The 26,405-nt window shown below is 41.3% G+C and carries 18 protein-coding genes and 2 pseudogenes; 8 read left to right on the top strand and 12 right to left on the bottom strand.

What is annotated here, in order from left to right; translation table 11 throughout:
• The first annotated feature begins 198 nt into the window (after positions 1 to 198).
• On the top strand, positions 199 to 711 hold the full coding sequence (locus PUQ00_RS01640; protein ID WP_300412503.1) for a GNAT family N-acetyltransferase: 513 nt from the start codon (positions 199 to 201) through the stop codon (positions 709 to 711).
• A gap of 82 nt (positions 712 to 793) precedes the next feature.
• Here PUQ00_RS01640 and PUQ00_RS01635 read toward each other — a convergent pair whose 3' ends face one another.
• Positions 794 to 1,411, bottom strand: a complete 618-nt coding sequence (locus PUQ00_RS01635; RefSeq protein ID WP_300412630.1) for a class I SAM-dependent methyltransferase — start codon at positions 1,409 to 1,411, stop codon at positions 794 to 796.
• A 688-nt stretch (positions 1,412 to 2,099) separates the two neighbouring features.
• Between PUQ00_RS01635 and PUQ00_RS01630 the strand changes: the two genes are divergently transcribed.
• From PUQ00_RS01630 to arsS, 5 genes and pseudogenes are all read left to right on the top strand, one after another.
• On the top strand, positions 2,100 to 2,387 hold the full coding sequence (locus PUQ00_RS01630; protein ID WP_300412501.1) for a Mo-dependent nitrogenase C-terminal domain-containing protein: 288 nt from the start codon (positions 2,100 to 2,102) through the stop codon (positions 2,385 to 2,387).
• A 193-nt stretch (positions 2,388 to 2,580) separates the two neighbouring features.
• Positions 2,581 to 3,016, top strand: a pseudogene (locus tag PUQ00_RS01625) (response regulator transcription factor); the annotation flags it as partial.
• A 268-nt stretch (positions 3,017 to 3,284) separates the two neighbouring features.
• The gene (arsM, locus tag PUQ00_RS01620) at positions 3,285 to 4,253 is read left to right on the top strand and encodes an arsenosugar biosynthesis arsenite methyltransferase ArsM (protein ID WP_300412499.1); all 969 of its coding nucleotides are present in this window, start codon (positions 3,285 to 3,287) and stop codon (positions 4,251 to 4,253) included.
• A gap of 254 nt (positions 4,254 to 4,507) precedes the next feature.
• Positions 4,508 to 5,467 carry an inorganic phosphate transporter gene (locus PUQ00_RS01615; RefSeq protein ID WP_300412497.1) on the top strand — a complete coding sequence of 320 codons (960 nt, stop codon included), beginning with the start codon at positions 4,508 to 4,510 and terminating at the stop codon, positions 5,465 to 5,467.
• A 47-nt stretch (positions 5,468 to 5,514) separates the two neighbouring features.
• Positions 5,515 to 6,528 carry an arsenosugar biosynthesis radical SAM (seleno)protein ArsS gene (gene arsS, locus PUQ00_RS01610; RefSeq protein ID WP_300412495.1) on the top strand — a complete coding sequence of 338 codons (1,014 nt, stop codon included), beginning with the start codon at positions 5,515 to 5,517 and terminating at the stop codon, positions 6,526 to 6,528.
• Between the two features lie 221 nt (positions 6,529 to 6,749).
• Here arsS and PUQ00_RS01605 read toward each other — a convergent pair whose 3' ends face one another.
• Both PUQ00_RS01605 and PUQ00_RS01600 read right to left on the bottom strand, forming a co-directional pair.
• On the bottom strand, positions 6,750 to 7,115 hold the full coding sequence (locus tag PUQ00_RS01605; RefSeq protein WP_300412493.1) for a type II toxin-antitoxin system RelE/ParE family toxin: 366 nt from the start codon (positions 7,113 to 7,115) through the stop codon (positions 6,750 to 6,752).
• On the bottom strand, positions 7,105 to 7,368 hold the full coding sequence (locus tag PUQ00_RS01600; protein WP_300412491.1) for a type II toxin-antitoxin system Phd/YefM family antitoxin: 264 nt from the start codon (positions 7,366 to 7,368) through the stop codon (positions 7,105 to 7,107). Before PUQ00_RS01600 ends, PUQ00_RS01605 begins: the two co-directional genes overlap by 11 nt.
• Before the next feature lie 227 nt (positions 7,369 to 7,595).
• On the opposite strand from PUQ00_RS01600, the gene PUQ00_RS01595 reads away from it, so the two are divergent.
• The gene (locus PUQ00_RS01595) at positions 7,596 to 8,603 is read left to right on the top strand and encodes a zinc-dependent alcohol dehydrogenase family protein (protein ID WP_300412489.1); all 1,008 of its coding nucleotides are present in this window, start codon (positions 7,596 to 7,598) and stop codon (positions 8,601 to 8,603) included.
• Positions 8,604 to 8,681: 78 nt separating this feature from the next.
• Positions 8,682 to 11,039 carry a pentapeptide repeat-containing protein gene (locus PUQ00_RS01590; protein WP_300412487.1) on the top strand — a complete coding sequence of 786 codons (2,358 nt, stop codon included), beginning with the start codon at positions 8,682 to 8,684 and terminating at the stop codon, positions 11,037 to 11,039.
• 387 nt (positions 11,040 to 11,426) lie between these two features.
• Here PUQ00_RS01590 and PUQ00_RS01585 read toward each other — a convergent pair whose 3' ends face one another.
• From PUQ00_RS01585 to glmM, 9 genes and pseudogenes are all read right to left on the bottom strand, one after another.
• A complete protein-coding gene (locus tag PUQ00_RS01585; protein WP_300412485.1) occupies positions 11,427 to 14,780 on the bottom strand; it encodes an efflux RND transporter permease subunit in 3,354 nt (1,117 codons plus the stop codon).
• A 583-nt stretch (positions 14,781 to 15,363) separates the two neighbouring features.
• Positions 15,364 to 16,542: a hormogonium polysaccharide biosynthesis glycosyltransferase HpsP gene (hpsP, locus tag PUQ00_RS01580; RefSeq protein ID WP_300412483.1), complete on the bottom strand. Its 1,179-nt coding sequence runs from the start codon at positions 16,540 to 16,542 to the stop codon at positions 15,364 to 15,366.
• A 230-nt stretch (positions 16,543 to 16,772) separates the two neighbouring features.
• The gene (hpsO, locus tag PUQ00_RS01575) at positions 16,773 to 17,948 is read right to left on the bottom strand and encodes a hormogonium polysaccharide biosynthesis glycosyltransferase HpsO (protein WP_300412481.1); all 1,176 of its coding nucleotides are present in this window, start codon (positions 17,946 to 17,948) and stop codon (positions 16,773 to 16,775) included.
• Positions 17,949 to 18,140: 192 nt separating this feature from the next.
• Positions 18,141 to 19,124 (bottom strand): hormogonium polysaccharide biosynthesis glycosyltransferase HpsN, encoded by a 984-nt coding sequence (gene hpsN / locus PUQ00_RS01570; RefSeq protein WP_300412479.1) that lies wholly within the window; start codon positions 19,122 to 19,124, stop codon positions 18,141 to 18,143.
• 58 nt (positions 19,125 to 19,182) lie between these two features.
• Entirely contained in the window at positions 19,183 to 20,304 is a 1,122-nt protein-coding gene (locus PUQ00_RS01565; protein ID WP_300412477.1) for an acyltransferase, read from the bottom strand.
• 202 nt (positions 20,305 to 20,506) lie between these two features.
• Positions 20,507 to 20,761: pseudogene (locus tag PUQ00_RS01560) on the bottom strand (hypothetical protein); the annotation flags it as partial.
• 116 nt (positions 20,762 to 20,877) lie between these two features.
• Entirely contained in the window at positions 20,878 to 22,038 is a 1,161-nt protein-coding gene (locus PUQ00_RS01555) for a glycosyltransferase family 4 protein (RefSeq protein WP_300412475.1), read from the bottom strand.
• 10 nt (positions 22,039 to 22,048) lie between these two features.
• Entirely contained in the window at positions 22,049 to 23,707 is a 1,659-nt protein-coding gene (gene hpsL, locus PUQ00_RS01550; RefSeq protein WP_300412628.1) for a hormogonium polysaccharide biosynthesis protein HpsL, read from the bottom strand.
• A gap of 427 nt (positions 23,708 to 24,134) precedes the next feature.
• Positions 24,135 to 25,607 (bottom strand): phosphoglucosamine mutase, encoded by a 1,473-nt coding sequence (gene glmM, locus PUQ00_RS01545; protein WP_300412473.1) that lies wholly within the window; start codon positions 25,605 to 25,607, stop codon positions 24,135 to 24,137.
• Between the last annotated feature and the right edge of the window lie 798 nt (positions 25,608 to 26,405).

Raw genomic sequence — 26,405 nt, 5'->3', positions numbered from 1 at the left:
ACAAAAATCCATAAATATAGAATTTGTTAAACTGAGAAGGCTTGCTGTGGTTAAGGGGGAACTTGGAACGGGTTTGATGTCCAAGATGCTTTTGAAGTTGCATTATTAATAGTTGAGAAGAAATGCCAAATCATCTCAGTGGATGTGAGTGAATAATATGGTGTGATGATTGTGATCCAAACTATGAAAGTGTAATTGATGAACCAGAACAATCTATCGTTACCATCTGGGTGTGTCCTTCGCAAAGCCACCTCTGCGGATCGGTGGTCGATTCGATTGCTGGTGTTTTCAGCGATACTCGATCCAACCCAATTAAATTGGCAGCAATTTTGGGTAATTGAATGCGATACCTACGGCGGGCAAAGCCTACGCAATCTGGTAGCTTGTGGACAGCTACGTAATTTCTCAGGGGCACAAGAACTTGGTAGTTTGGTCGTTGCATCAGCTTGGAGAGGTCGCGGTTTGGCTACTTTGCTAATCCAGCATTTGATTAATACAGCAACACAACCACTTTATCTTGAATGTTTAGGTGAGCGACTGGCGCAGTTTTACAGTCGCTTTGATTTTGTGCCAATATCTTTTGAAGACTTACCACAATTTCCCAAGACAATAGGTTTGTCTACGCTCAAGGGTAAATTTAGATTCTCGCAGTTAGCTAAAAGGCTGCTGAAAGTTCCTGTGGTGTTTATGGAATATCGAAGTAATTCGTAATTCGTAATTAAGATATGCAGAACAGGGCTGGATACAAGGTGTTTCCAATCGTTTAGTTTCCCCCATTCCCCATTCTCTATTTTTAAATCGGAGGTTTAGCAAAAATCGTTAGTAAAACAGGCCCTAGTAAATAGTGGTGATTCAAACACAATAGCCCAGCAGAGGAGCCAAGAAGTTGACGTTGATTAGGGCTGTAGAGTCTAATTCCACGGGGAGAGACTGGCAATAATTGAGGTTCTGTCTCTTTTTTAGAAGTAATGTCAACTAAATAAAAGCGTCCACCGGGAGAAAGTACCCGTGCTATCTCACTAACCACCTGTTTAGGTTCCAAATAGTGCAAGAAGCTGATAGTGCTGAAAACGGCATCAAATTGACCTTCAGCAAAGGGAAGAGACTCAGCTTTGCCCTCGATATAAATTAAACGTGGACGGTGGCGGTTGCTCTGTCTTGCTACGCGCAGCATATTCGCAGATAAATCCAATCCGGTAGCTCGCAGGTCGGGAAACTGAGTGGCAAGGCGCTCAAGTAAGCGTCCAGTACCACAGCCGATATCAAGTATATTTGCTGGCTCTGATAAATCGACGTACTCCAGCAACCGTTTGTGAACGGCTCGATAAAACACTGAAGGAAAGAACCAGTCGTAACTTGGTGCCCATCGATCAAAAAGTAGCTTTTTGTGACTGAAAAAGTCATGATTCATCAGTTTTCGCAGCTTTCTTAAAGCTTGATGCTTTTTTAAGTTAAGTTTAGCTGCCCCTCCAAAAAGTTGGTTAATACACAAGTTAACTATAGCGGTTCTCAATTGCATGGAATACAGGAGGCAGTCGCGTGGGCGAGTCTCTCGACTTGGGCGAACTGCCGTACCATTAGTAGGGGCATTGCTCATTGGTGTCAACTTAAGCTCAAACTCCTTTAAAACCTTGTTTCCAGCCAGAGGCTGGAAATGCAGCTGCTGGTGGCTCTGCCGCAAGTCTTGAGGCGGAGCCTCTCAGAATGCATTAAGAGTCAGAGACTTCTTTTCGAGATAATCTCTAAAAGCTGCTTCTAGACTAACTTTCACGTTAAGTTGACACGGATGGGCATTGCTGTGCCCCTACCGTCTATTGTATCCAAACGAGAACCGCTATAGTCGGTACGTTAGCCTACGGCGTAACACACTCTACAAAAATGCGGTTTAGCACATAAAGATATGTTCGGCTTGATAAATTATCGGGAACTGTAGCACTTGAATGTGTAGTTAACAATGTGCCTAGAGACTTATTCTATCTCTGTAGAAAACCAAAGAATGAGCAATCAGTGCATAAAACTATAGAACCTAACTGTATGTATTTATAGAAGTTCAAATACAACAAACTCAATCTAGTTAGAAATTATTAAGGTGAATAATTATGACAAGCTTTATTCAAGCCCGCTTAGACAATGATCTACTGCACCCAGTCCGCGAGTGGTTGGAAACGATAGAAATTCATAACTGCAAATTGGCTCATTTCCTGTGCAAAGCTATTCCTGCTCAGTGTCCCTTTGAGCGAGACTTGACGCTGTTTGGTCGGAAGCTATTTCACATTCCTCCGATGTGTAAATTAAATCCCCTATACGAGGAAGTGGTTGGTTTGCGTTTTAAAGCGCTATGTTATCTTGCCGATGAATGCGGTGAAGATGTCACAGCCTATTGCTAATAGCCAGTTGAATCGTTCTTTAATCAAGCCGCGATCGGTAATTGCAAATTTACGGTTGTTACTATACTCAGGTTTATACTAAGCTAACGTACACTTAATTAAATGTATGGCTACTGAGTAGCTAGCACATTGCTAAAGTATTTCCACACCGTATTGTTGCTTTCCGTACCCTGCTGAAATCATTAACATCATCATGACGCACATCTTACTGGTTGAAGATGAAGTCAAACTGGCACGACTTGTCGAATTGGAATTGAATTATCAAGGTTATCAAGTCAGTATTGCCTACGATGGATTAACTGCACTCACCGCAGCGCGGGAGTTACATCTAGATTTAGTAATTTTAGACTGGATGTTGCCAGGTTTATCGGGGTTGGAAATTTGCCGCCGCCTGCGAAGTATTGGTGATCAAGTGCCGATAATCTTGTTAACCGTCAAAGATGAAGTGAGCGATCGCATTGCAGGTTTAGACGCTGGTGCTGACGATTACCTCGTTAAACCCTTTAGCGTTGATGAATTATTAGCCAGAGTCGGCACACACCTGCGAAGAAGCCACTAAGTAAGCAGACAGCCCAGATATTTTGGTATTTGAAAACCGGAGTTTAAATCGTCGCACGCGGGAAGTGTACTGAGATCAACGGTTAATTTAGTTAACTGCTAAGGAATTTAATTTACTAAAATATCGGACTTAGGCATCAAGTACCAGATATAGGGGCAATTCATAAATTGCCCCTACGGTAAGTCAAGGCTTTGACTGCCTTTTGGCGTAAGTCCTGGAATATTTACTTTTTATGAAGATTTGGAGTTTTTGGCAATCTCAGCAAAAACTCATGTAACTCAGAGTTTTAATTATACTAATATCCACAAAGCTTATGATTATCTAAAATCTCAAATGGCATGACCTATCTAGAAACAGCAGCGCAATTCTATCGCGAAGTTGCCCAAACCCCCCAAGTTGGACTTTGTTGTGTGCAAAGTACACCCCTGCAACTACCAGGATTAAAAATTCCTTTGCCAATGCAGGAAATGAACTATGGTTGTGGCACCACTGTTCATCCCACGGAACTAGGAAACCAACCGACTGTGCTGTATGTCGGTGTTGGCGGCGGCTTAGAAGCGTTGCAATTCGCTTATTTTTCGCGCCATGAAGGTGCTGTAATTGCCATTGAACCAGTTGCAGCTATGCGGGAAGCCGCCGCACGTAATTTGGAAATTGCTGCTCAAGAAAACCCGTGGTTTGACACCAGGTTTGTAGAAATCCGCGAAGGCGATGCTTTTAACTTACCTGTTGCTGATGCTAGCGTCGATATCGTGGCGCAAAATTGCCTTTTCAACATCTTTGAACCAGAAGATTTAACCCGTGCTTTAAAAGAAGCCTATCGGGTATTAAAACCAGGCGGACGCTTACAGATGAGTGATCCAATTGCCACTAGTGAAATTCCAGCACATCTCCAACAAGATGAACGACTCAGAGCCATGTGTTTATCAGGCGCACTCACATATCAAGAGTATACTGAACGGATTACAAATGCTGGCTTTGGTCAAGTTGAAATTCGCGCCCGTCGTCCTTATCGTCTCCTAGATTTGCAGACTTATAATTTAGAAGAACACCTACTTTTAGAAAGCCTGGATTCTGTCTCTTTTAAAGTTGCTATTCCAGAAGATGGTGCTTGCCTTTTCACGGGTAAAACAGCAATTTATGCTGGCTTGGAACCATTCTTTGACGATTTAGCAGGTCATATACTTCAGCGAGGTATTCCCGCAGCAGTGTGTGATAAGACTGCTGCTAAACTTGCTGCTATCAAGCCAGCAGAAATAATTGTTACCAATTCAACCTGGCACTATAGCGGTGGTGGTTGCTGTTAATTTTTCAGAAAGAGTTCAGGTGTCAGGAGGACGTAGTGCAGTCTTCTCGCAAAGGGAGAGGCTAGCGCCTTCGCGAAGCGTCTCGTAGAGAAGGGGTCTTTCCAAGTAGAGTAACTACCGTTCAGAATTCAGAATAATTCTGTGCGATGGTTACTGAGCTTGTCAAAGTACTGACGAATGAATGCACAATTTCAATATTTCACTAATTGTATTCGGGATTCTGGATTCTGATTTGTTAATTTATAAACCCAAAAATGTTGTTAATTAGTCTATTTATCGCCACGCTTTTTTTAGCATACTCAAATGGTGCAAATGACAACTTTAAAGGGGTAGCAACGTTATTTGGTAGCCGAACTAGCAGCTATCAAACAGCAATTTTATGGGCAACTATTACAACTTTGGCTGGTGCAGTATCTGCGACTTTTTTGGCAAGTACACTAATTAAAAACTTCTCTGGAAAAGGACTAGTGCCTGATGCGATCGCTAACGCTCCAGAGTTTCATCTGGCAGTAGCGATCGCGGCTGGTTTAACAGTGCTTATAGCCACCCTCATGGGGTTTCCCATTTCCACAACTCACAGTTTAACAGGTGCGCTGGTTGGGGCTGGATTAGTTGCGATCGGACTCAAAATTAATTTTGCAGCTTTGGGAACTTCCTTTATTTTGCCTCTATTACTCAGTCCAATCATTGCTATTCCCTTGGGAGCAGGAATTTACAGCTTATCTGGCTATATCAATTCAAAATGGAATCTATCAGTCAATCAGAAAATAATTGATACTTGCCATTTTATCAGCGCTGGAATTGTTAGTTTTGCTAGAGGATTAAATGATACTCCCAAGATTTTCTCACTGATTGTAGTTATTGAGTATTTTTCGATACAGGGAGGAATGATCACGATTGCGATCGCAATGGCACTTGGTGGTTTAATCAACTCCCAAAAAGTTGCTGTCACCATGAGTCAAAAAATTACCTCAATGAATCATACTCAAGGCTTATCAGCAAATATAGTAACTGGAGTTCTAGTCATTGCAGCTAGTCGGTTTGGGCTTCCAGTTTCCACAACTCACGTTTCAGTTGGTTCTATTTTTGGAGTAGGGTTGACTGGCAAAAAAGCCAATATGCGTGTTTTTTATCAGATACTATTATCGTGGATTTTAACTTTACCAACTGCTGCAATTATTAGTGCAATAACCTATAGATTATTGCAAGGTTAGAAAAATTGATTGAATATATTTATGCCATGTAAAAGGAGTAGTAATTAATGCAAACTCAATCAAAAGTTACACTAGATTCAACAGTCATACCATTTAAAAACAAACTCAATTCTCCTTTTAAAAAAAAAGGAATCACTGTTTTACAAATTAATCTAGGTAAGCGTTGTAACCTTGCCTGTACACACTGTCATGTTGAAGCTGGGCCAAAACGTACAGAAGAACTTTCTCCTGAAATTTGCGAACAATTGATTTCGCTAATTCACAGATTCCCCGAAATTAAAATTGTGGATTTGACTGGTGGTGCCCCAGAAATGAATTATGGATTTAAGCCACTGGTAGAAGCAGCAAGAGCAACTGGTAAACAAGTGATTGTCCGGTCTAATTTGACCATTTATTTTGAAGATGGATTTAGTGATTTACCAGAATACTTTGCTAAACACCAGGTAAGAGTTGTGGCTTCCCTACCTTGCTACCTAGCAGATAATGTTGATAAAATGCGCGGTGCTGGTGTTTTTGATAGTTCAGTTAAAGCTTTGCAGTGGCTGAACCAACTCGGCTATGGTAAAGAGCCAAATTTAACTTTGGACTTGGTATTTAATCCCCAGTTACCCACGGGTGAAAAATTTTCTTTAGCTCCCGAACAGACCAGCCTAGAACGAGATTACAAAATGTTCTTACAAGAACATTTTAATATTGTGTTTAACAACCTCTTCACCATTACCAACCTACCAGTTGGTAGAACCAAAATGCATTTAGAACGGAGAAAACTGTACACCAGTTATTTACAATTTTTAGAGTCGCATTTTAATCCCAGCACAGTTGAATATTTAATGTGTCGTGATGAACTTTCAATTGACTATCTGGGCAATGTATATGATTGTGACTTTAACCAAATGATGAATTTGCCTGCGAAAAATCGCAATGGCGAAACCTTGACAGTTAGCAAACTGTTAGAAGCTGGCAGTTTAGACCTGATTAATGAGATACAAACTGCTGCTTATTGCTATGGTTGTACTGCTGGGTGTGGTTCTAGTTGTGGTGGTGCTTTGCTTGAAAGTTAGCTAAAGGATTAAAGTTAGAAGCGGTCAGATTTCAAACTCATCCTTGAGACTAACTTCTTTCCACCAAACCTGCACATTCAAAGCTAGTCAACCAATTGGGGATTTTTGACTCACTGGATTTATATTTGAGAGTGCGATCACTAAAAAAAGTCTGTTACCAAAATTGTTACGAGTGCGTTGTTATTGGGCAGTTACTTTATGATGATATTTAGTTAAGCTCCTCACACCACACTGAAAGCCGTGAAACATAATGTTTCACAGCTTTTTCCTTTTTCAAAATTGACGAAGGGGCGTAGATACGAAGTCGTTTGTCGTCCTACCCCAACTACTAAAACCACGACTTTCTCTAGCTCTACTTTATAAATAATTCTGTAGCGTTGACCGACAGCCCTGACACTGCGATATCCCTTAAGCTTGTCAACGAGAGGTTTTCCCTGCTTTTCTGGATCTGTCTTGAGTTTGTCGATTCTATCGCTCAAAGATTTCTGATGACGCTTATCCTTAACACCAACCAACATTTCTAAAGCTAGTGGTGTCAGTTCAATTTCATACTCTATGTTAACGGGTTGTGGTATATCAGAGTCCAAGTTGGGCTTTTACTTCCTTCCAGCTAATAGTTTCTTCCCGTTTTTCTTGGCTTATACTCTCCTGTAGCTGATGGGCAAACTCCCGATCAGATAAGATTGCCAGGGTTTCTAATAAAGATTCAAATTGTTCAAAGCTAAGTGCTGCCATTACTGGCTTACCATGCTTGGTGATGATTATTGGCTCATCTTTCAACTCATTCGGCAACTCTAATAGTTGTCGTCGAGCTTCCGTAATGGTCAAGTACTTTAGCATATAAATAAGTGTACATTTAAATGTACACTTATTATAACCTTAACGCGATGTCTACGATGGTCACTGAGCTTTGTCGTACCCCTACGGGGAAGCAAGCTACGCGCAGCGTCTTGTAGAAAAGTGCGGGCTATTCGGTGACGCAGTTTTCCCTAAAACATAGCTCTGTATCTACCCTCTTGCGCTAAAGTTGCAAATGAACGTGCATCTAAAGCCAGGAGGAAAGAGTTGTGAAAGCAGTCTTAATGACAGCAGCTGGCAGTCCCGAAGTTCTGCAAGTAGAGGAAGTGCCAAACCCTGCTGTTCCTGTAGGTAATACTGAACTTTTAGTGCGTTTGGTGGCGGCTGGCATTAACCCCATTGATACTAAACTTCGTAGCCGAGGCACTTTCTACCCCGATCGCTTGCCGACGATTTTAGGATGTGATGGTGCCGGTATTGTCGAAGCGGTAGGTACTGGCGTTCAGCGTTTTCGCCCAGGTGATCAGGTATATTTTTGCTATGGTGGCTTGGGCGCACACCAAGGAAATTATGCTGAATATACCGTTGTGGATGAGCGGTTTGTGGCACGTAAACCCGCGTCTATCTCCTTTGCCAAAGCAGCAGCAGCGCCTTTGGTGTTAATCACCGCCTGGGAAGCTTTATATGAACGGGGACGATTGGAACCTGGGGAACGGGTTTTCATTCATGCGGGTGCTGGTGGTGTCGGTCATGTAGCAATTCAATTGGCGAAGCTTAAAGGTGCTACTGTTTCCACCACAGTCAGTTCTGAAGAAAAAGCTAATTTTGTCAAACAACTAGGTGCTGATCATGTAATTTTTTACAAACAAACAGATTTTGTGCAAGCAATATTAGATTGGACTGACGGCGAAGGCGTAGACTTGGCTTTTGACACTATAGGTGGCGAAACCTTTCACAAAACCTTCCCCGCAGTGCGAGTATATGGCGATATTGTGACGATTCTCGAACCAGATGCCAATACTGTTTGGAAAACTGCTAGACTACGTAATCTCCGCATTGGTTTAGAATTAATGCTGACACCAGCGTTGCTAGGATTGGAAGAGAGCCTCCAGCATCATGCAGAAATTCTCGAACAATCTGCCACCTGGATCGATGAGGGCAAGTTAAAAATCCACGTTAGTCATAAATTTACTTTGAAAGAAGCAGCTAAAGCCCACCAATTAATTGAAAGCGGGTCTGTGACGGGTAAAATTGTTCTGCTGATTAGCGATGAATGATTGAACAATTTGCATAAATTATTTTTTAAACCCATAGGTACGCAGAGGTTAAACGCAAATCTACGCAGAGGCATTTATTTGCGCTCCTCTGCGTTTTCCTTCTCTGCGAGACGCTTCTCTACAAGAGGCTACGCCAATGCGAATGCGTTCCTTTGCGTTTTTTTAATTCTTTTCCTCTTCCTCTCCCTACCTGCTTGGGCAGCACAAACGCAACCAGAACGCACATCCTTAACTCTGGAATTATTACAAGAACGACTACGCACACCAATGCTTCGCGAAGGCAATTTGACCGTAGATTTGCAGAAGATGGTGATTGATTTGCGCCCAGAAAACGCTAGGTTTCGTGATGCTTTTTACCAACTACTGCGAAAAGAACTAGGTGCAAAACCTCTAGGTTTAGACCTCAGCTATGCTTTGATTCTGGGGGATTTTGTGGGTAGCGATTTGGGTTTAAGAACACCCTTGTACTGGCAAGCGATGTCTGGCGACAAGCCCTTTGGGTTCGGGGGGTCGCAAGACGCTCGTTCGCGCAGCCTGTCGCAGACAAGACTCGCTAACGCTGCGCTAACGACGGCAACCGCTAAGACTACGACCCCCTCACCGCGAGGCGTCTACGCTCCCATTTTCACGGCCACTGAACAAGAAGAACTAGAACGTTTGCGCTTTGTTTGCTTGCAGTCACTCGCGATATCTACGACGGGCTACGCCTACGCTTTACCCAACTCCAAAGATTGTCGATCGCTTTTGGGAACACAGCCAATTCAATTTAGTGAAATCACCGTCTTTCGTGGTGCATTGACACTGGTGCAAACTCGCTTCAATGGCGAAGTGAAGTTCCCTAATACATTCTTTCTTCAATCTGTGGATGCCCAAGGTGCAACTTTTCTCCAACCCACTAACTGGACTGAAACCAGATTCGGTCGTTCCGTTAGTTTCACTAGTGCTAACTTCCGCCAACAAAGCAATTTTCAGGGCAGTATTTTTTTTGAAAAAGCTAATTTTAAACAAATCAAATTTCAGGAAATCACTGATTTTCAAAGCAGTATCTTTGAAAAAACTGCTAACTTTAACCAAGCAACTTTTAAACAGTTAGCTAAATTCAATAGTGTGCAGTGGCAAGAAAATGCTGATTTTTCTGATGTGCGCTTTGCCAATCAAGTACAGTTTACTAAAGCGAATTTTAATCAGTTTCTCCTTTTTATAGAAGCGACTTTTGAGCAAGCTGTGAGCTTCCGGGAAGCGGAGTTTAACCAATTCGTAAATCTGCAAGGTGCGAACATTCTTAACCAAGCAGATTTTAGCGATGCGATGTTTGCTCCAGAGGCTTGTTTAAGCGTACCTGATTTAACTTTTAACTCCAATCAAGCAAAAATTTTAGGTAATTCTGGTCAGATTGGTAAGATGTTCTGCATCCCGACATTGCAAGGTAATCAAAATGTCTTGCGGAATTTGGGGCAAAATTTTCGTCAGCAACAGCAAGTTAGCGATGCTAATGAACTGGAATACACAAAACAACGACTGCGATTAATAGAAATGAGCCGCCGTCTGACAGCTACAAATATTAATAGTGCAACTGTTGCAAGTTTGATTAACCTGGGTTTTTCTGCAACTCAAGCTGAAGCGATCGCCCAGCGTCGTCTGTTAAAATCGTTTCGCAACAGCAGTGAGTTACTCACCTTAGCAGACATCGATTTAGAAAAATATCGCCTAATTGTTGGCGAACCCCTTTCTATAGGTGCGTGGTTACTGCAAGCTTGGAGTTGGTTGGCATTGAGTGTATTGCTGTTGTTGAGTGGCTATGGTACAAATTTTTGGTTAGTGTTTGGCGTGGGAGGATTAGCGATCGCTTATTTCGGCTTACTGTTTTGGCTAGTGGATCGCTATCGTCGGCTGCATCCCATACCAATTATTCCCACATCTTACGAAACCATTTCGATATTAATCAGTTTTAGCGTTTTAGAATTCTTCAGCTTACTAGCTATCTTTCGCAATGCTGAACAACCTTGGCTGACATTGGGGTGTATTTTAATAATTATTGTCCCCGTCCCAATGGCTTTATTGATCCGACTTTACCAACAAGGTCGTTATCACGATTTAATGGACGTTTCTTACTTCACAGAAGACGGCACCTTTCGCCAGTTACGATTATTGATTGGACGTTTGCCAGTGATACCAAGGAATGAGACATTTCGGGAACGATATATGCCTTTGTTGGGCGATCGCCGTTGGAACTGGCTCAACTACTATGATTTTAGCCTCAATAACCTACTTAGATTAGGATTTAACGACATTCGGCTCCGAGACGAACACTTACCAGGTCTCATCTCTGCACTAGCTTGGTATCAATGGAGTTTGGGTGTAATTTACATCACGTTAGTTTTGTGGACACTTTCCCGCACAATTCCAGGATTGAATTTGCTGATTTATCTGAAGTAATTTTCTTGTAGCTAAATAAAGTTGTCAGGTAATGCGGTCAATCTGGATTTTGTGAGAAATCAGGATTTAGTTGTCATGGCAATAGCTCAATGTTGCTTTCAGCTTGTTAGCCCATCGAAGCGATATATATCAGTAAGTGTATGGTTTGTGTATCAAGTATTAATGTGGATACAAGTACAGCACAATAACTTGCATTACAGGAAATACTAATGAACCGCTCAAAAATAGTTGCCGTTATTACAGATGAGATTTCTGCTATTTTAGCGATCGCATCTTATTCTTGAGAGTGCCGTTTATCTCGTTCGCAGTCGGAGACTGAGAATGCCTAATAAAAGGCTCTGCCTCTTAACTTGCGGCAGAGCCAAAATAGAGATTTAACAACGGCAATCAGGTTATCCCATCCTGCTGCGACCTAAGTTGTGTCTCTGGCTGAGTTGAGCCAGCAGGCAAAACCCGATGTTCAGATCCCAAAGTTCCATTAGGAGAATCTGGAGGCTTTGAGCCACCCGATCCCTTCCGAGGTAATATAGCCTGAGCCGCGCTCTTGACTAAGATGTAAAGAATTGGCACTAAGAACAAACTCAAGAACGTCGCAAGCATCAGCCCCCCAAAGAGCGCCGTTCCTAAAGACCAACGGCTGCTGGCTCCAGCCCCTTGAGAGATCACCAAGGGTAAAAATCCTAACAGCGCTGCAAAGGAAGTCATTAAGATCGGTCGCAGACGTTCTTGCCCCGCTTTCACTGCCGCCCGTGTATAGCTCATGCCCTGCTCATGTAGCTGATTGGCAAATTCCACGACTAAAATCGCGTTCTTTGCGGCTAGACCAATCAAAGTTACCAAACCTACCTGGCAATAGATATCATCCACCACTTTCGGGAAGAGGCTACTTGCCATGAAAATATTGGAACGTAGCCAAATCGCCGTCATCGCTCCCAAAACTGCTAGGGGAACTGTCAGCAAAATAATGATCGGGTCAATATAACTTTCATACTGAGCCGATAGCACCAGAAAAACAATAACGATCGCTAAGCCAAAAATCAAGCCTGTAGATCCGCCAGATGTCTTCTCCTGGAGATAAGTCCCTGTCCATTCATAACCAAAGCCTTGAGGTAAGACCTCTGCTGCTAGTTTCTCCATCGCTTGAATCGCCTGTCCAGAACTAGCACCGGGAGCAGGAGCGCCCTGGACTTTGATTGACCTGTACAAGTTATAATGCGAAATGGTTTTCGGCCCCACAAAGGGAGTAACCTTTACCAAATTGCTCAATGGAATCATCGCCCCAGTTGCAGAGCGAACATACAGCTTGCCAATATCATCGGGATTAGAGCGGAAAATCCCATCTGCTTGGACATATACTCGATACTGTCGTTGTCCCTGCACAAAGTCATTCACATATTGCGACCCCAAGTAACTTTGCAACGCCCCAAAGATGTCGTTGAGTTCGACGTTGAGAGCTTTGGCTTGGTTGCGGTTCACTTGGATGTCAAATTGGGGAGTGTCTGCGGTGAACTGAGTGAATACTCGTTGGAGAACAGGGTTTTTATTTGCTGCCCCAATGAATTTGTTAGCAGTATCAACCAGGGTTTGAATCGGCGCACTTCCGGTTTTGTCTTGAATGATAAACTCAAAACCACCTGTAGTACTTAACCCTCTAACCGGAGGAGCATTCACAGCGATCGCTCTAGCATCTGTAATTGCAGAGAGCTTTTTGTTCATCCTCTGAAGTATTCCATAGACAGACTGAGATTCTAGAGTTCTCTCTTTCCAGGGTTTCAGGTTAGCAAAGGCAATGCCTAAATTAGAAGCATTCCCATCGAAACCAAAGCCACTAATCATAAAACTAGCTTGAACTTCAGGAATCGATGTTACTTCCTTGACAACCCGCTCCATCACAGATTCGGTGTATTTCAAAGAAACCCCATCAGGCCCCTGGACAACTACAAAAAAGTAACCCTGATCTTCCTCTGGAATAAATCCGGTAGGCACTGCTCTGTACATCAAAACTGTTGCTACTAAACCAGTGATGAAAACCCCAATTACAATCGGCTTGATATGGGTAAGGTAGCTAACAAATCCGACATAGCGGCGCGTGAACCAGCTAAATCCCCGATTAAACTGCCTAAAAAACCACCCCAAAGGGCCCCGTGGAGTCTGAGCAGGGCGCATCAGGATGGCTGCCATAGTCGGAGAGAAAGTTAAGGCATTGAAAGTCGAGATGCCAATGGAGCAAGCAACGGTTAACGCAAATTGTTTGTAGACAATCCCAGTAGTGCCCGGAATGAATGCAACTGGAATAAATACCGCCATCAGTACAAGTGAAGTGGCAATGATTGCCCCGGTTAACTCCTTCATGGCTTCGACGGCGGCATCAAAGGGCTTCATGCCCTCCTCTAGTTTGACTGCAACCGCCTCCACCACAATAATGGCATCATCGACGACGATACCGATCGCGAGGACGAAACCAAATAAGGTGAGTGTATTAATCTGAAATCCTAAAACCAACAGAGCCGCACACGTCCCAATCAGGGAAACGGGGATCGCAACAGTGGGAATGATCGTGGTACGCCAGTCTTGCAAAAAGACAAAAATTACCAAGACCACCAGGATAATCGCCTCAACCAGAGTATGTAGAACTTCTTCTAAAGAAATTTCTACAAATGGAGTGGTATCAAATGCCAACTGTGCTTTTAGTCCAGGTGGAAAACTCTTCGATAGTGTTGCAATCTGCTCTTCAACAGCATGAGCAACTTGTAGAGCATTACTACCCGGAAGTTGATATATCCCCAAACCCACGGCTGACTTGGGAGCATTTCCTGGGATGGTGAATTTGGCATCAGCGAGATAGCTCTCTGCTCCCAGTTCAACTCGACCGATATCTCTGACCTTAACTAGGCTGCTACTAGTGCTGCTATTAGTGCTGCTATTAGTGCTGCCATTAGTGCTGCCATTAGTGCTGCTATTAGTGCGACCTTGACTTACCTTCAGCACCATGTCCTCAAATTCAGCTGCTTCTTTAAAGCGACTGGTTGCCCGTAAAGCAAATTCAAAGCTTTGATTAGCTGGTGCTGGTTCCTTACCAATTGCCCCTGCACCCACCTGAATATTTTGTTCTTGCAGGGCAGTTACCACATCTTGAGGAGTCAATTGATGTTGAGCAAGCTTGTTGGGATCAAGCCAAAGACGCATGGCATATTTGCGCTCCCCAAAAATCGTCGCTTTTCCTACACCAGGAAGCCGTTTGATCTGATCGAAAATATACAGATCGACATAGTTACTGATAAAAATGTTGTCATACTCATTATTTTCTGAGTAAAACCCAAAGACGAGAAGGAGACTGCTTGATGCCGTTTCAACGGTGACACCTGTTCGTTGAACAGTATCTGGCAATTGAGGATCAGCAAGTCCTTGTTTATTTTGAACGTTTACTTGAGCAATATCGCTATTAACATTAGTTGGGAAGGAGACAGTTATATTGCTAGAACCATCATTACCCGTATTAGAAGATATATAAGATACATCTTTAACACCATTAATTTGTCGCTCAATAATGTTAGTGACAGTGCTTTCTGTTGTTTGAGCATCCGCACCAGTATTGTTGGAGCTAACGGTGATTTGCACGGGAGCGAGGTCTGGTAGCTGAGAAATGGGGAGAATCGGAATACAGATGCTTCCCAGCAGCAAAATAATGAACGTGCAGACCGTCGTCAGGACTGGACGTCTGATGAAGGTATTGACAAACATAAAATCAGGGAAAAGTTCAAAACTGGTTAGTGAGGTAGCCCCGTGTGCAACTTTCTTTCAAACCTAACCTCCAACCCCTTACTTTGTCGGGAAGGGGAGCAAGAATCAAAGCCTCTCTCCCTGTGGGGGAGCCAGTGCGTTGCGGGGGTTGTAAGAAAAAGTTGCACATTGCGTCAGGTAGTAGCTTTTTATTAAAGGTGTCGTAATACCCCATCCCTGGATAGGGTGAGCATATAAGGCATTGAGCGACGATTGTATCTATGATCTCCCAAAAAAGACAACAACTTTTAGAAACAGTGTATCGTGGGGCGCATGGGAACGTGGGGAAAAGAAAGGAACAGTTATTCTTCAAGACTCAGGGGAAAGTACCTAAAAGCTTGAGGAGAGATGCTCTTTAGGTCTTTTGTGAATTGGCTGCACCTATTTGGCAAATATACCAGATGAGAAACAAGATTCTTGCTCCCTCTCCTTGGTAAGCAGAGGGTTGGACTGAGGTTTTACAAGGCTTTTTACACTCATTGAGATGCTGCCTTTGTGAACTGGCTACACCTATTTGGCAAAAACTGCTATTGTCTGCATTGGGTTAAATTAATTTGTTCGCCAGAATTTGCTGGTAGGCTTGGATTGTTTGCCTAGCGATCGCATCCCAGCTAAAATTTTCCAAGGCATATTTTTGGGCGTTTAATCCCCGTCGTTGGCGTTCTGCGGGATTTTGCAAAGCTTCTTGCAGTAACTCTACCAGCGCTTGCACATCTGTTGCGCCTACCCAACCCGACTCGCTATCACGCACCTGTTGACAAATATGCACTTGGTCAGAAATTACCACCGGTGTTCCTGCTACCATCGCTTCCGCGACAGCAATCCCAAAATTTTCGTAATAGGAAGGTAAGACAAATAAATCAGCAGCTTGTAGTAAACTAATTTTTAATTCACCAGTGACAAAGCCCGTAATTGTAGTGTGCGATCGCAGTGGTGAATTTTGAATTTGGGATATTATCTTTTTTTCGTAATCTGGATCTTGGGGATTTGTTCCAGCTAAGACAAAATGAAACTTATAACCAACCGCTAACAGCTTCTCTAGCGCCGGAATTAACAAATTTAACCCCTTTTTCGGGTCAATTCGTGACATAAACAGCACCAACGGTACATCCTCCGGTATTTCCAGCTGACTATATACATTTTTAAGAGGGGATTGACGGGGAATTACACCCAACGGAATCACCAAATCTGGCGTAGATACTCCAAATCGTTCTGATATTTTGGCTTCTTGAACGCTGGTAAAATGAATTGCTGCCGCACCAGCTAAATTTTGACGTTCTATAATTGCGACATAAAGCTGTTTTAATTGCTTTTTTTTGCGTAAATCAGCCGGATCGAGAGTACCCAAAGGACGGAAAATATAAGGTAGCTTTTGCTGACGACATACAATAGCAGCAGCACTAATTATTGGGGAAAATAGAGCATGAATATGTGCTATATCAAACTCGTGAGCATGACGTTTTAGCCAGTTTAATAAATCTAGGGAAAATTTGTAGCGACGAAACGGGGCACAACGAAAGTAAATTATTTCATAGCCATCTTGTTTAATTGGGCGATTTAAAGGAACATCCAAAGGTGTTTGACCATTATCGCCATTACTATCAGTTGTGAGAATTGTAACTTCTACTCCCTCTTTTACCAACGCTGGAGCTAGTCCTAGTACCATTTGACTGGGGCCGCCGTAAATCAGAGAAATTGAGGGGACAATTTGTAATATTTTCATTTGTAATATTTTCATTTGTCATTTGTCATTTGTCATTTTTTATTCACTAGATATCTTGCAAAAGTCCCTAACATCGCACACGCCAGATGCTCTACTTGGGGAGACTCCTGTTCCGGCACTGGCTCCCCTTAATCCCCTAAGAGCCTGCTCTTAGGGGAGACAAAGCTACGCTTTGGCTCTTTGGGGTTCTTATTTGTGATTTATGCAAGAGGTCTACTAATAACTAATGACTAATGACTATTAACCAATTCTTGATAAAATTCTAATTGCTGTTTAGCTAAAGCTTGATTTGTATATTTAATCATTGCTTTTTGATAACCCATTTCACCGAGAGTATAAGCAAAAGAGGGTTTATCCATTAATTGAACTAAGCAATTAGCAAGGGCTTGAGTATCACCTTCAGGAAATACTAAACCAGTATCGCCAATTACATAGGGAATTTCACCAGAATCAGAACCAATTACAGGGACTTGGCAAGCCATTGCCTCAATTAGGACATGACCAAATTGTTCTTTCCAGCCAACAGAAGTTAAGGTTTTAAATTTGTAAGTTGTTTCTGAAGGCAGTACCAAAGTACTCATTAAATTGATATAGTTTGCAACCTCATCATGAGGCACACTCTCTACCAAAATTAACCGCTCTTTAATATTATTTTCTACCGCAATTTTGATTAATTCACTTTGCAACTCTCCGCGTCCTAGCAGAAGTAATTTCCAAGGTTTATTTTTCAAAGTTATTAAGGCTTGCAAAAGTGTTAATAAACCCTTTTCTTGCACAAAACGCCCGACAAAACCTACCACAAAATCTCCTTTTTCAATGTCCAACTTAGCTGCTAACTCTGGTTGGGGTTTGGGAGTAAATAGACTTTCATCTACGCCCAGTTGTGGCATGACTTTAATTGACCCTTGATATCCTCGTTGTCGCAAAACTTCTGCTCCATCCTGATTGCCAGAAATAATACCGTGGCTGTGATGGAGGTTATATTTTTCTAACAAAGAAACTGGTAGCTTCAGGCTGTATGGTAGATTCCACCAAGTAAAAAATACATTTTTTGCTTTGAGTCCTAAGAGTTTATTTAAACCAATCATCTGAGTATAAGCCAATGCTCTAGACCCTTGTTCCACCTGGATGATTTGGGGACGAAACTGTTTTAACAAAGATATCAAATCAGCCCCAAATGTCAGAAGTCCTTGATGATTTTGACTGAAATTAGAAACGGGAACTATTCTAAATCTGCCTTCATTGCGGTATTCAGTTTCAATAATTCTGTTTTGCACGCCACCTGGTTTCCAGCGCTTTGGGACTACAACTGTCACTTCAACTCCCGCTTCTAGTTGAGATAAAGCGCGTAATTTTTCACAGTTGAGGTCTACGATATAAGTGTGACTAGCAACTAAGATTTTCATTGTTATTTATTATTTGTCATTTGTCATTTTTTTTAAACAACCAGTACTTACGCAAAATTATGAAAAAATGAACCGCCTTCGCGCAGCGTCTCGTTAGAGAAAGACGCAAAGGACGCAAAGAAATAAGAGTTTTAGAGAGTTTTTGCCCAATGCCCAATGCCCAATGCCCAATGCCCAATGCCCAATGCCCAATCACGAAACTTTTTGATCAAACCGACTGTAAATTTGACCATCGTTCCATATTGATTGAATGACAGTACCCAAAGCTTTGAAAAAACCCAAAATGTAGAAAATACCGCGAGTGGCAATTTTGATAGGGGAACCGCTTTTATGGCAAGGTGGGCGTCCCAGGACGTGACAGTCAAATAAACGAGCGTATAGGCGTAAAGCTTGAGTCGGAGTGAGGTTTTTCAGCCCCAGTAAAAAATGGTTGTGGTAGAAGGTGAGTTGATATTTGAGCGATCGCATACTAATATCATGACAACCCCCTGTTTCTTCGCCTAAATGCACCAAATGGGCTTCTGGGTCGTACCAAATCTTATACCCCGTTTGTCGCACTCGCAAACAAAAATCTGACTCTTCGCGCACTGCACTACCGCCAAACCTCTCATCAAATCTCAGTCCGTACTTAGTAAAAATATCGCGTCGAAAAGACATATTACAACCCCTCGCTGTCAGTACTTGCTGGGGTTTGATAGTATGTACTAAATCAATATGATACCAAGCAATTCCTGGGTCCATTGCCTGGGGAGGCAGATATTCAATCTCTAAATCTCCCCCAGAATCACCCAATTTCATTCTGTCAAATACCCGTCCTGCCACAGCGCCCACCTCTGGGTTTTGCAAATAATTTTTCGCATGGGCTGCTAGCAATCCAGGCGTTAGCTGAACATCATCATCAATAAATAATATTATTTCACCAGATGACCGCCGGACGGCATAATTCCGCGCCCCTGGCAAACTTGCCCAATCTAAGCGCAACCATTTAATTTTACCTGCCTCCGCCATCTCTTCCAGGTAGGCTTGAATTTCTGCTTGGTGTTTTGAGGTTTGGTCTACAACTAAAACTTCAAAATTTGGATAGTCCTGTTTTAGAACATCCACAATACTATCGCGTAGAGGTTCCTCTCGCTCATAGGTTGGTATAACTACAGAAATTAAAGGGTAATTAGCCATAATTTTTTCTACTACTTTATCTAAAGGTAATTGGAATTTTCGTTAATCATGCAAAACACTAATTTTGCTTACTCATCACTTTTCCAAACATTTTCATTACGAATCGCTCTATTTTAATAAATGAAAATACATAAATTGCCAGTAAAATACTCACTATCATTAAAGAAACCCCTATCTTCAAATAGTTATTTATCTGAATCATAGAATATAATTTAGGTAATAAAACAAAATACAAAGGTTGATGAATTAGATAAATTTGATAAGAATAAATTCCTAATATACTAACAAAGCTTAGTATACGTCCAATTTTAGCTATTTTATCGAGACGGTATAATAATGCTTGAATACCCAAAAAAAATAAAGGAGTAAACAGCATATCTATACCTAACATATATATATATTTTATTTTAAAAATAGTTAAGATAGCAAAAATAAGAATTCCCATACTAAAAATAATACTTGCAACAATAAAATCTATTTTTCTAAAAGTTTGATGCTCGGCATAGATAAATCCCCAATAAAGTCCCAGACAGAACTGAAATAGATAACTTCCTATAAAATTATTTTGCAATAAAAATAAATAAATATTCGTATCATCAACTATAAAAAAGTAAAAAGCTAAAAGCTTCGTTATTATTGCTCCCGTAAGTCCTAAAAATAATATTTTATTCGGCTTTTTATGGGAAAATGAAAATATCAATGGTGTAAGTAAATAAGCCTCTAGAATTACTGTGAAAAACCAAAATCCAGGGTTGATTGATTGGAATTTTATCCCGGCTATACCTATAAATGATAAGAAAAAATTTAGGTTTAAATTAATCTTACTATTAGTAAATAAATAAAGTAAGCAACTTAATATAACAGCTAGTATATAAGCAGGATATATTCTATACAAACGTTTAATTAACCATAATCTCCAATTAATTTTAATCGGTACTATCTGATTTTTTTGTAACTTAGAGATGAGAGCATAACTTGTGTTCAACCCAGCCATTAAAAAGAATATATCTACAGCAGCATATCCGAGCTTTGCTCCATTACTATCTAAAACTGAAATTAGTTGCGATCGCTCTGGATAATTTTGGAAAAAATGAAATATGACAATTGCTAAAATTGCTAATCCTTTTGTCTGATCAATCCAATTAAATCTAGTTTGGCGTATTTGACTAGGAGTATTCATCTATGTGATATCTCGGAGTTTATATTCAGCTTGATATCCAGTAATTCGACCTTTACAGGCTGGTTATTCGCTAATACCTGGTGATAACTAGAAAGATACCAGACTTAGCCACTAAGAAGATTTAGCAACTCTTGGTTAAGCTTAATACACAAGCAAGCTTCTGTCCACCGATAGCGTACTGGAGTATTTTCACTATGTCCCGTCAGCTTATTAGACGTTTTTGTTTTCCTGCTTGCTTAGGATCTGCTTCTTTCTTCTCTTGTTTATCTAATATTGGCAATTTGAAAAGAACTCCTGCAAAAAACCAGTAATAGACAGCAACTGGATCAACATCTAGAGGATAGTAGTAGGTGTTGTAGCTAATAAACAATATAAACAACCACAAAGCTGCTGCGTAACTGCGGAAATTATGGTTCTTTATGGAGCAATAGGTTTTAAAGCTAATAATTGTTAGAGTTGGTTACTGAGCTTACCGAAGTATGGGGTTACTCAGCACAGACTAAACGCCCCGCTACCGCTAACAACACTTGGCACTCCTGAAGGTACAGTTTATCTACTAATACATCCGAACCTTCAGTATAACCTTGCCGCTGCTGTGTAGAGATTATCGAATAACTTATTTTGTTTTTCAGCGTCGTGGACATTGATCACTTGTGCTAAAGCTCCAGCACTGAGAGACTCGTAATGTTCCTGTTTATCACTTCTATCTAAAAATTCTTGTACTTGTTGTAATGCCTGCTCTGCTAAATCATCGTAGGTATGATTGACAATTTCCCAATATTCTTCAGTTTTAGTTTTTTCACCATTTAGCCAATTACCCCAATGTCTGAGTTTGTCCAGTGGTAATTCTAAAACATATCCATTTTCACCGTGACGAACAATTTCTGTCAAAGCACATACATTGGTTGTAATTGCCGGAGTCGCAACAGAGAAACCTTCAATAATGCTATAACCATAGGTATCCATTAATGATGGCATCAGTTGAAAATGACTTTGTGATAGTAATTCTATAACTTTTGCATTCGGAATTATGTTATGGAAAACGACATTATTTAAATCGAGTAACTTTAAATCTTCTGCATATCTATTAGCATCAGGAAAATCAGTAGGTACGCCGACACCACACCATAGTTCAGACACTATATGTATAGTAATAGGTAAACCTAACTTTGTTGCTTTCTTGGCTAGTCTTAAAGCCACAACTCCGCCTTTTCTGGCAATGTGGTTGCCAATAAAAATAAGTTGAAGATTTTGCTGATTTTGATAAGATTTATACTGGTTAACCCTCACAGGGAAATTTGGGTGTATGACATCTACTTTACCGATTATTTTTGATATTGTATCCCATTCTTGTACCCAGTTCATGAATCGCAATCTAGCATAATCAGATATGGCAATAATTTTTTTGCAGTTTTCTAGTGCCAAACGATTATTCAGAAATTTATAAGTGAATTCTTCTAGTTGAGTTTGCGGATCTCTATACAAAAACCGATGATCTTCAAAAGTGACAAACCAAGGTTTATTAGTACAGATAATTCTATTAAAAGTATGAATTACCTCGTATCCACCCCATACAGGTCGCCAAGGCATAAAACTTCCTAAAGGATACCAAACTTTATCTATAGGATATTTGCCTGTGAGAAAAGTTTTAGAACGAATCAGAGTATGTTCAGAATTACGAGGAAGATTAGGAACGCTGAGATGTTGTTGACCACCTATAATAACTTTCACCATTTTATCCTCCTTAAAATTTTGTTTTTAATCGTTTATTTGGAATTTGTGGTTGAGATTCAGCATCTTTTCTCTCTTGTTTATCTAGTTCTGGTATTTTAAAAAGAACTCCTGCAAAAAACCAATAATAGACAGCAACCGGATCAACATCCAGAGGATAGTAGTAGGTGTTGTAGCTGATAAACACTATAAACAGCCACAAAGCTGCTGCGTAACTGCGGAAATTACGGTTCTTTATGGAGCGATAGGTTTTAAAGCCAATAATTGTTAAACTTGTTACCAAACCCAGAAACGCTAGTACTCCAATAATTCCAACTTCATAAAGTACTTTGGGGTAGTAGGTTTCCACAAGCTTACTTTTACCCAATGCACGGGTAGAGTTAGTTGCTCGACCTAAGCCACTTCCCAGTGGCCCGTCTACGTTTTTCCAATTCTCTTCAAATTGCTGGATGATAAAATCTTGAGGTGGTGAAGCGTCCCAGCGACCCGTAAAACTCTCGGTTCTCTCTTGCACGAGAGTAGGGTTAGTCACCATCGCAATTCCCACAATCAAGGCAAGCCCCACGCCTATGGGGATAAATCGTTTCAGGTTGCCAATTTGTCCAGTGATCAATAGCAAAATCCCGAAGCAGATTGGTACTAAAGCTAAGGCGATTCTCTGTCCAGAGATTACAGAATTGAGAAAGACTCCCACTAAAGAACCTAAACCAACCAACCGCCATATCGGAGAGGGATCGGTGAAGCCGCTGGCAAAGGTAAAAAAGGTGCTGGCAATTAAGAACCATGCCCACTGCCAAGGAGCTACAAATGTCCCTGGTAGGCGAATAACCCCTTCATCGGGACTATATACTAGCGCTCCACCAATATAACACCTGGCATCGAGTGTTGCTCTAAATAAGGCATCTCCTTCAAGACCTCTAGTGCCTTGACATACACCAGTTAGTAGTAACAGGTATTGAAAAAATCCCAGCACACAGCAAATTAGTATGAGAACAATCTGGAGGCGTGATAAAAATAGAAAATCCCGCTTATCGCGAATTAAATAGTAAGCACAACCAATCAGGGGGACATAGCCTAAAAATACTTTTAGTCCCAGAATTCCCATAGCTAATGGTATTTCTTTCTCTGCTTTTTCAAATAGTCCCACACTAGGCGGGTTCAATTGCTGACCACCATTGATAAACAACAGCGTTAGCAGACTGCAACCTAAAACAATATAAAGTGGGATTTTAATGCCTTGGGGAATAATTAGGGGTAGCCCCTGTTTACGGCAAGTCTGCCAAAGTCCAATTAGCGCTGGAACGTAAAAAGTATCTTTAGCTAATTGGAGTATGGGACTATTGCCCAAGTAATAGGTGATAGTACCCCCAATAGGTACATAAATAATGAAGGCATATAGTGCTTGGCGCGGGTATTTGTAGGAAAGGGATATGATGATTATCCCCAAGACACCAGGGACTGCTGCTTTAATCCCAGCTACAAAAAAAAGCACAATGCCAACGAAGACACCGCCAAAGGAGGCGGTGGTGAGTAAGCTAATGAATTCTTTACGTGCTTTAGCTGCTTTGCGCTTTTTGGCTAACTGTTCTTTGAGGCTAAGGGTAGAAGTTTCCTTTTTAGCCTGCTTTTTCGACTTTTTAGATTGCTGAGATTTTGACTTGAATTTTGGCATGGTGGTGCTGTAGCCTATCAGCCTCAGAAAATCTATTATAGTTGACAAATTTCTTTGGATTGCTCTAACTCGTACAATCGGAATTCATTTCTAACTGATTGATTTAATAATTTGCGATTAAAAATGCTAAATCTTAATCTTTTGGAATTATCAAAAAGATTCTCTCCTGTTTCCAAAATATAAATTAGCCAGATAAATAGGTAGGCATAATTAAATATAAAATCAAACCTTACGCTTAATCCGTCTCCTTAGCAAGGAGAGGCAAGCCGGAGGCAGGGTGAGGTTTTATATTTAATTTGACCCACTTACTTATGCTCTGACAATGCAAATACAAATGTCACAGCTTCTACAGATAACCAAGCCTGGTTAACTTGTAGAAGCTGTGACGAAATATTGACGCTTGTTAAAAGCTGAGATAATAGCTAATTTAGTCCATTAGATGCTGCTGGACTTGGGAAACTAATTCATTTGTCCAGTGGTTGGCAAGTTCGGCATTGGCAGCTTCCACCATCACTCTGATCACTGGTTCTGTGCCAGAGGCGCGAACCAAAATTCTGCCGGAATCACCCATTGCTACTTCCGCAAGAGCGATCGCTTGTTGTACAGGTTGGCAATCTTGCCATCCCAAACGGCGATCGCGATCAATAACTCGCACGTTCCGCAATAATTGCGGATAGGTCTGGAAGCTTTGATCTACCAATTCTGCTAGGGAAACACCCGCCTCTTTCACCAAAGCTGCCATATGTAATGCTGTTAACAAACCATCTCCAGTCATAGCATAATGACGGCAAAGAATATGACCTGATTGTTCGCCGCCTAGCATTGCCCCAGTCCGCAACATTTCGGCTTGCACGTATTGGTCGCCGACTGCGGTGCGAATTAAGTTACCACCCTGTTGTTGCCAAGCTTTCTCAAAGCCTAAGTTGGCCATGACAGTAGATACAATCAGGTTGTCTGGTAGTTGTTGCTTTTGTTGTAAGTGAAGTCCCCATAGGTAAAGAATGTAATCGCCGTTAACTTGCCTTCCTGTATTGTCTACTCCTAAGACGCGATCAGCATCGCCATCGAAGGCAAAGCCGATGTCGGCGTTCTGTTCTTGTACTGTTGCTGCAAGAATATCTAGGTGTGTGGAACCGCAATTAACATTAATGCGATCGCCATCTGCTTCGTTATGCAAGCAGATTACCTCTGCCCCCATTTCTGTAAATACTGATGGTGCTAACCCGACGGCTGCTCCCCACGCCAAGTCTAAAACAATCTTCATTCCCTGAAGATTTAGGGCACTGTTCAAGGGTTTTTTCAACGCCTCGCTATAATGCCCCACTAACTCGAAACGTGAGTAATGCCGTCCGAAATTACTGACTCTAGCAATAGGTGATATTTTACCACGCAGTCCGGCTTCTATTTCTGCCTGCAATATTTGCGGTAACTTGCCACCATCGGCACTAAAAATCTTAATACCATTGTCTTCTGGGGGATTATGGCTAGCAGAAATCATCACTCCGCCGATCGCTTCACTGATGCTGGTGAGATAGGCAATCCCAGGAGTCGGACATAATCCCAAATACCAGACCTCTAATCCTGCGGCTGTTAACCCTGCACTCAAAGCCATTGCCAGCATATCGCTGGAGTTTCTAGAGTCCTGTCCGAGAATGACTGGCCCGACTTGAGTAGCATGGTTACGTAAAACAATACCCGTCCAAAAACCAACTTGTAATGCTAGGGGCGCACTTAGTAATTCTCCGACTCGTCCGCGAATCCCATCTGTGCCAAATAAGGGATTTACTGGCAGTGGGATTAAATTCAGTGCAAAACTGCTCTCAATCCCTTTGCCCAATTCCTCAACTTCGGAAGCAGAACCCCCAGGAATGCCCGACGTCCGAGTTATAGATGAAACCATATGTTTAAACACTCTACACAATCAAACTGAAAAATACCATTTAAGACTTTATTCAGCAATTTTGACATGCTTTTTATCTTTAGAAATTCATTCTAGATCAGGCTATTGTTACGTAATAATACTGAATTTATCCTTTTTTAATTGTAAATATTTTATGAAATCAGCATTGCTTTTTACATTATTAGTAAAGTCTCCACATTTTAGCGAATTATTCCTTTTATGCCCTTAACTTCAGTCCTGATTATCTGTATTAGTTCATACTTTGCAATGCTAATAACAAAGAATAAATCACGAGTCAGAATACAGAATTCAGAATTGATTATTACTATACCCATAAAGGGATATAGTAATAATCAAGGAAAAATATTTAATACTAGTTTCCCGCAGCAGAAGAGAAATGCCTTGCGGGAGTCGAGGAGTTTGTGGCAACTTCTTTTAAACGCGGACTCGCTAACGCTCCGCTATCAAGAAAGTCGGACTCCAATTCAAACTGAATTCTGATGCCTCGGCGGAGCAATCCCAAGCTCCGCTCCTGAGTTATGAATTTTTATTGAGAAACTGTAATAAATATTACCCTTGTTTGATCACAAGTGTTTTTCAGGAAAGCTGAGAAGGAAACCAAAATTCAGCCATAACAACAAAAAATAAAAACACCAAACAAAATGTAAAATTATATTGCATTGTGCTTGTCGCTGTGTAAAAACCTACAAAATCATTGCAGCTTAAAAAATTTTAATATAATTTCTCATCAAAAAGTTTTAAGGTAACGTTTTAATGGCTTTTTTAGCCGTTAGTGAA

Origin of the sequence: Nostoc sp. S13, assembly GCF_029379315.1 — a bacterium.
Classification (GTDB): Bacteria; Cyanobacteriota; Cyanobacteriia; order Cyanobacteriales; family Nostocaceae; genus Nostoc.
The sequence above is the reverse complement of the archived record's forward strand: the minus strand, read 5'-3'. Positions and strand labels throughout refer to the sequence as shown.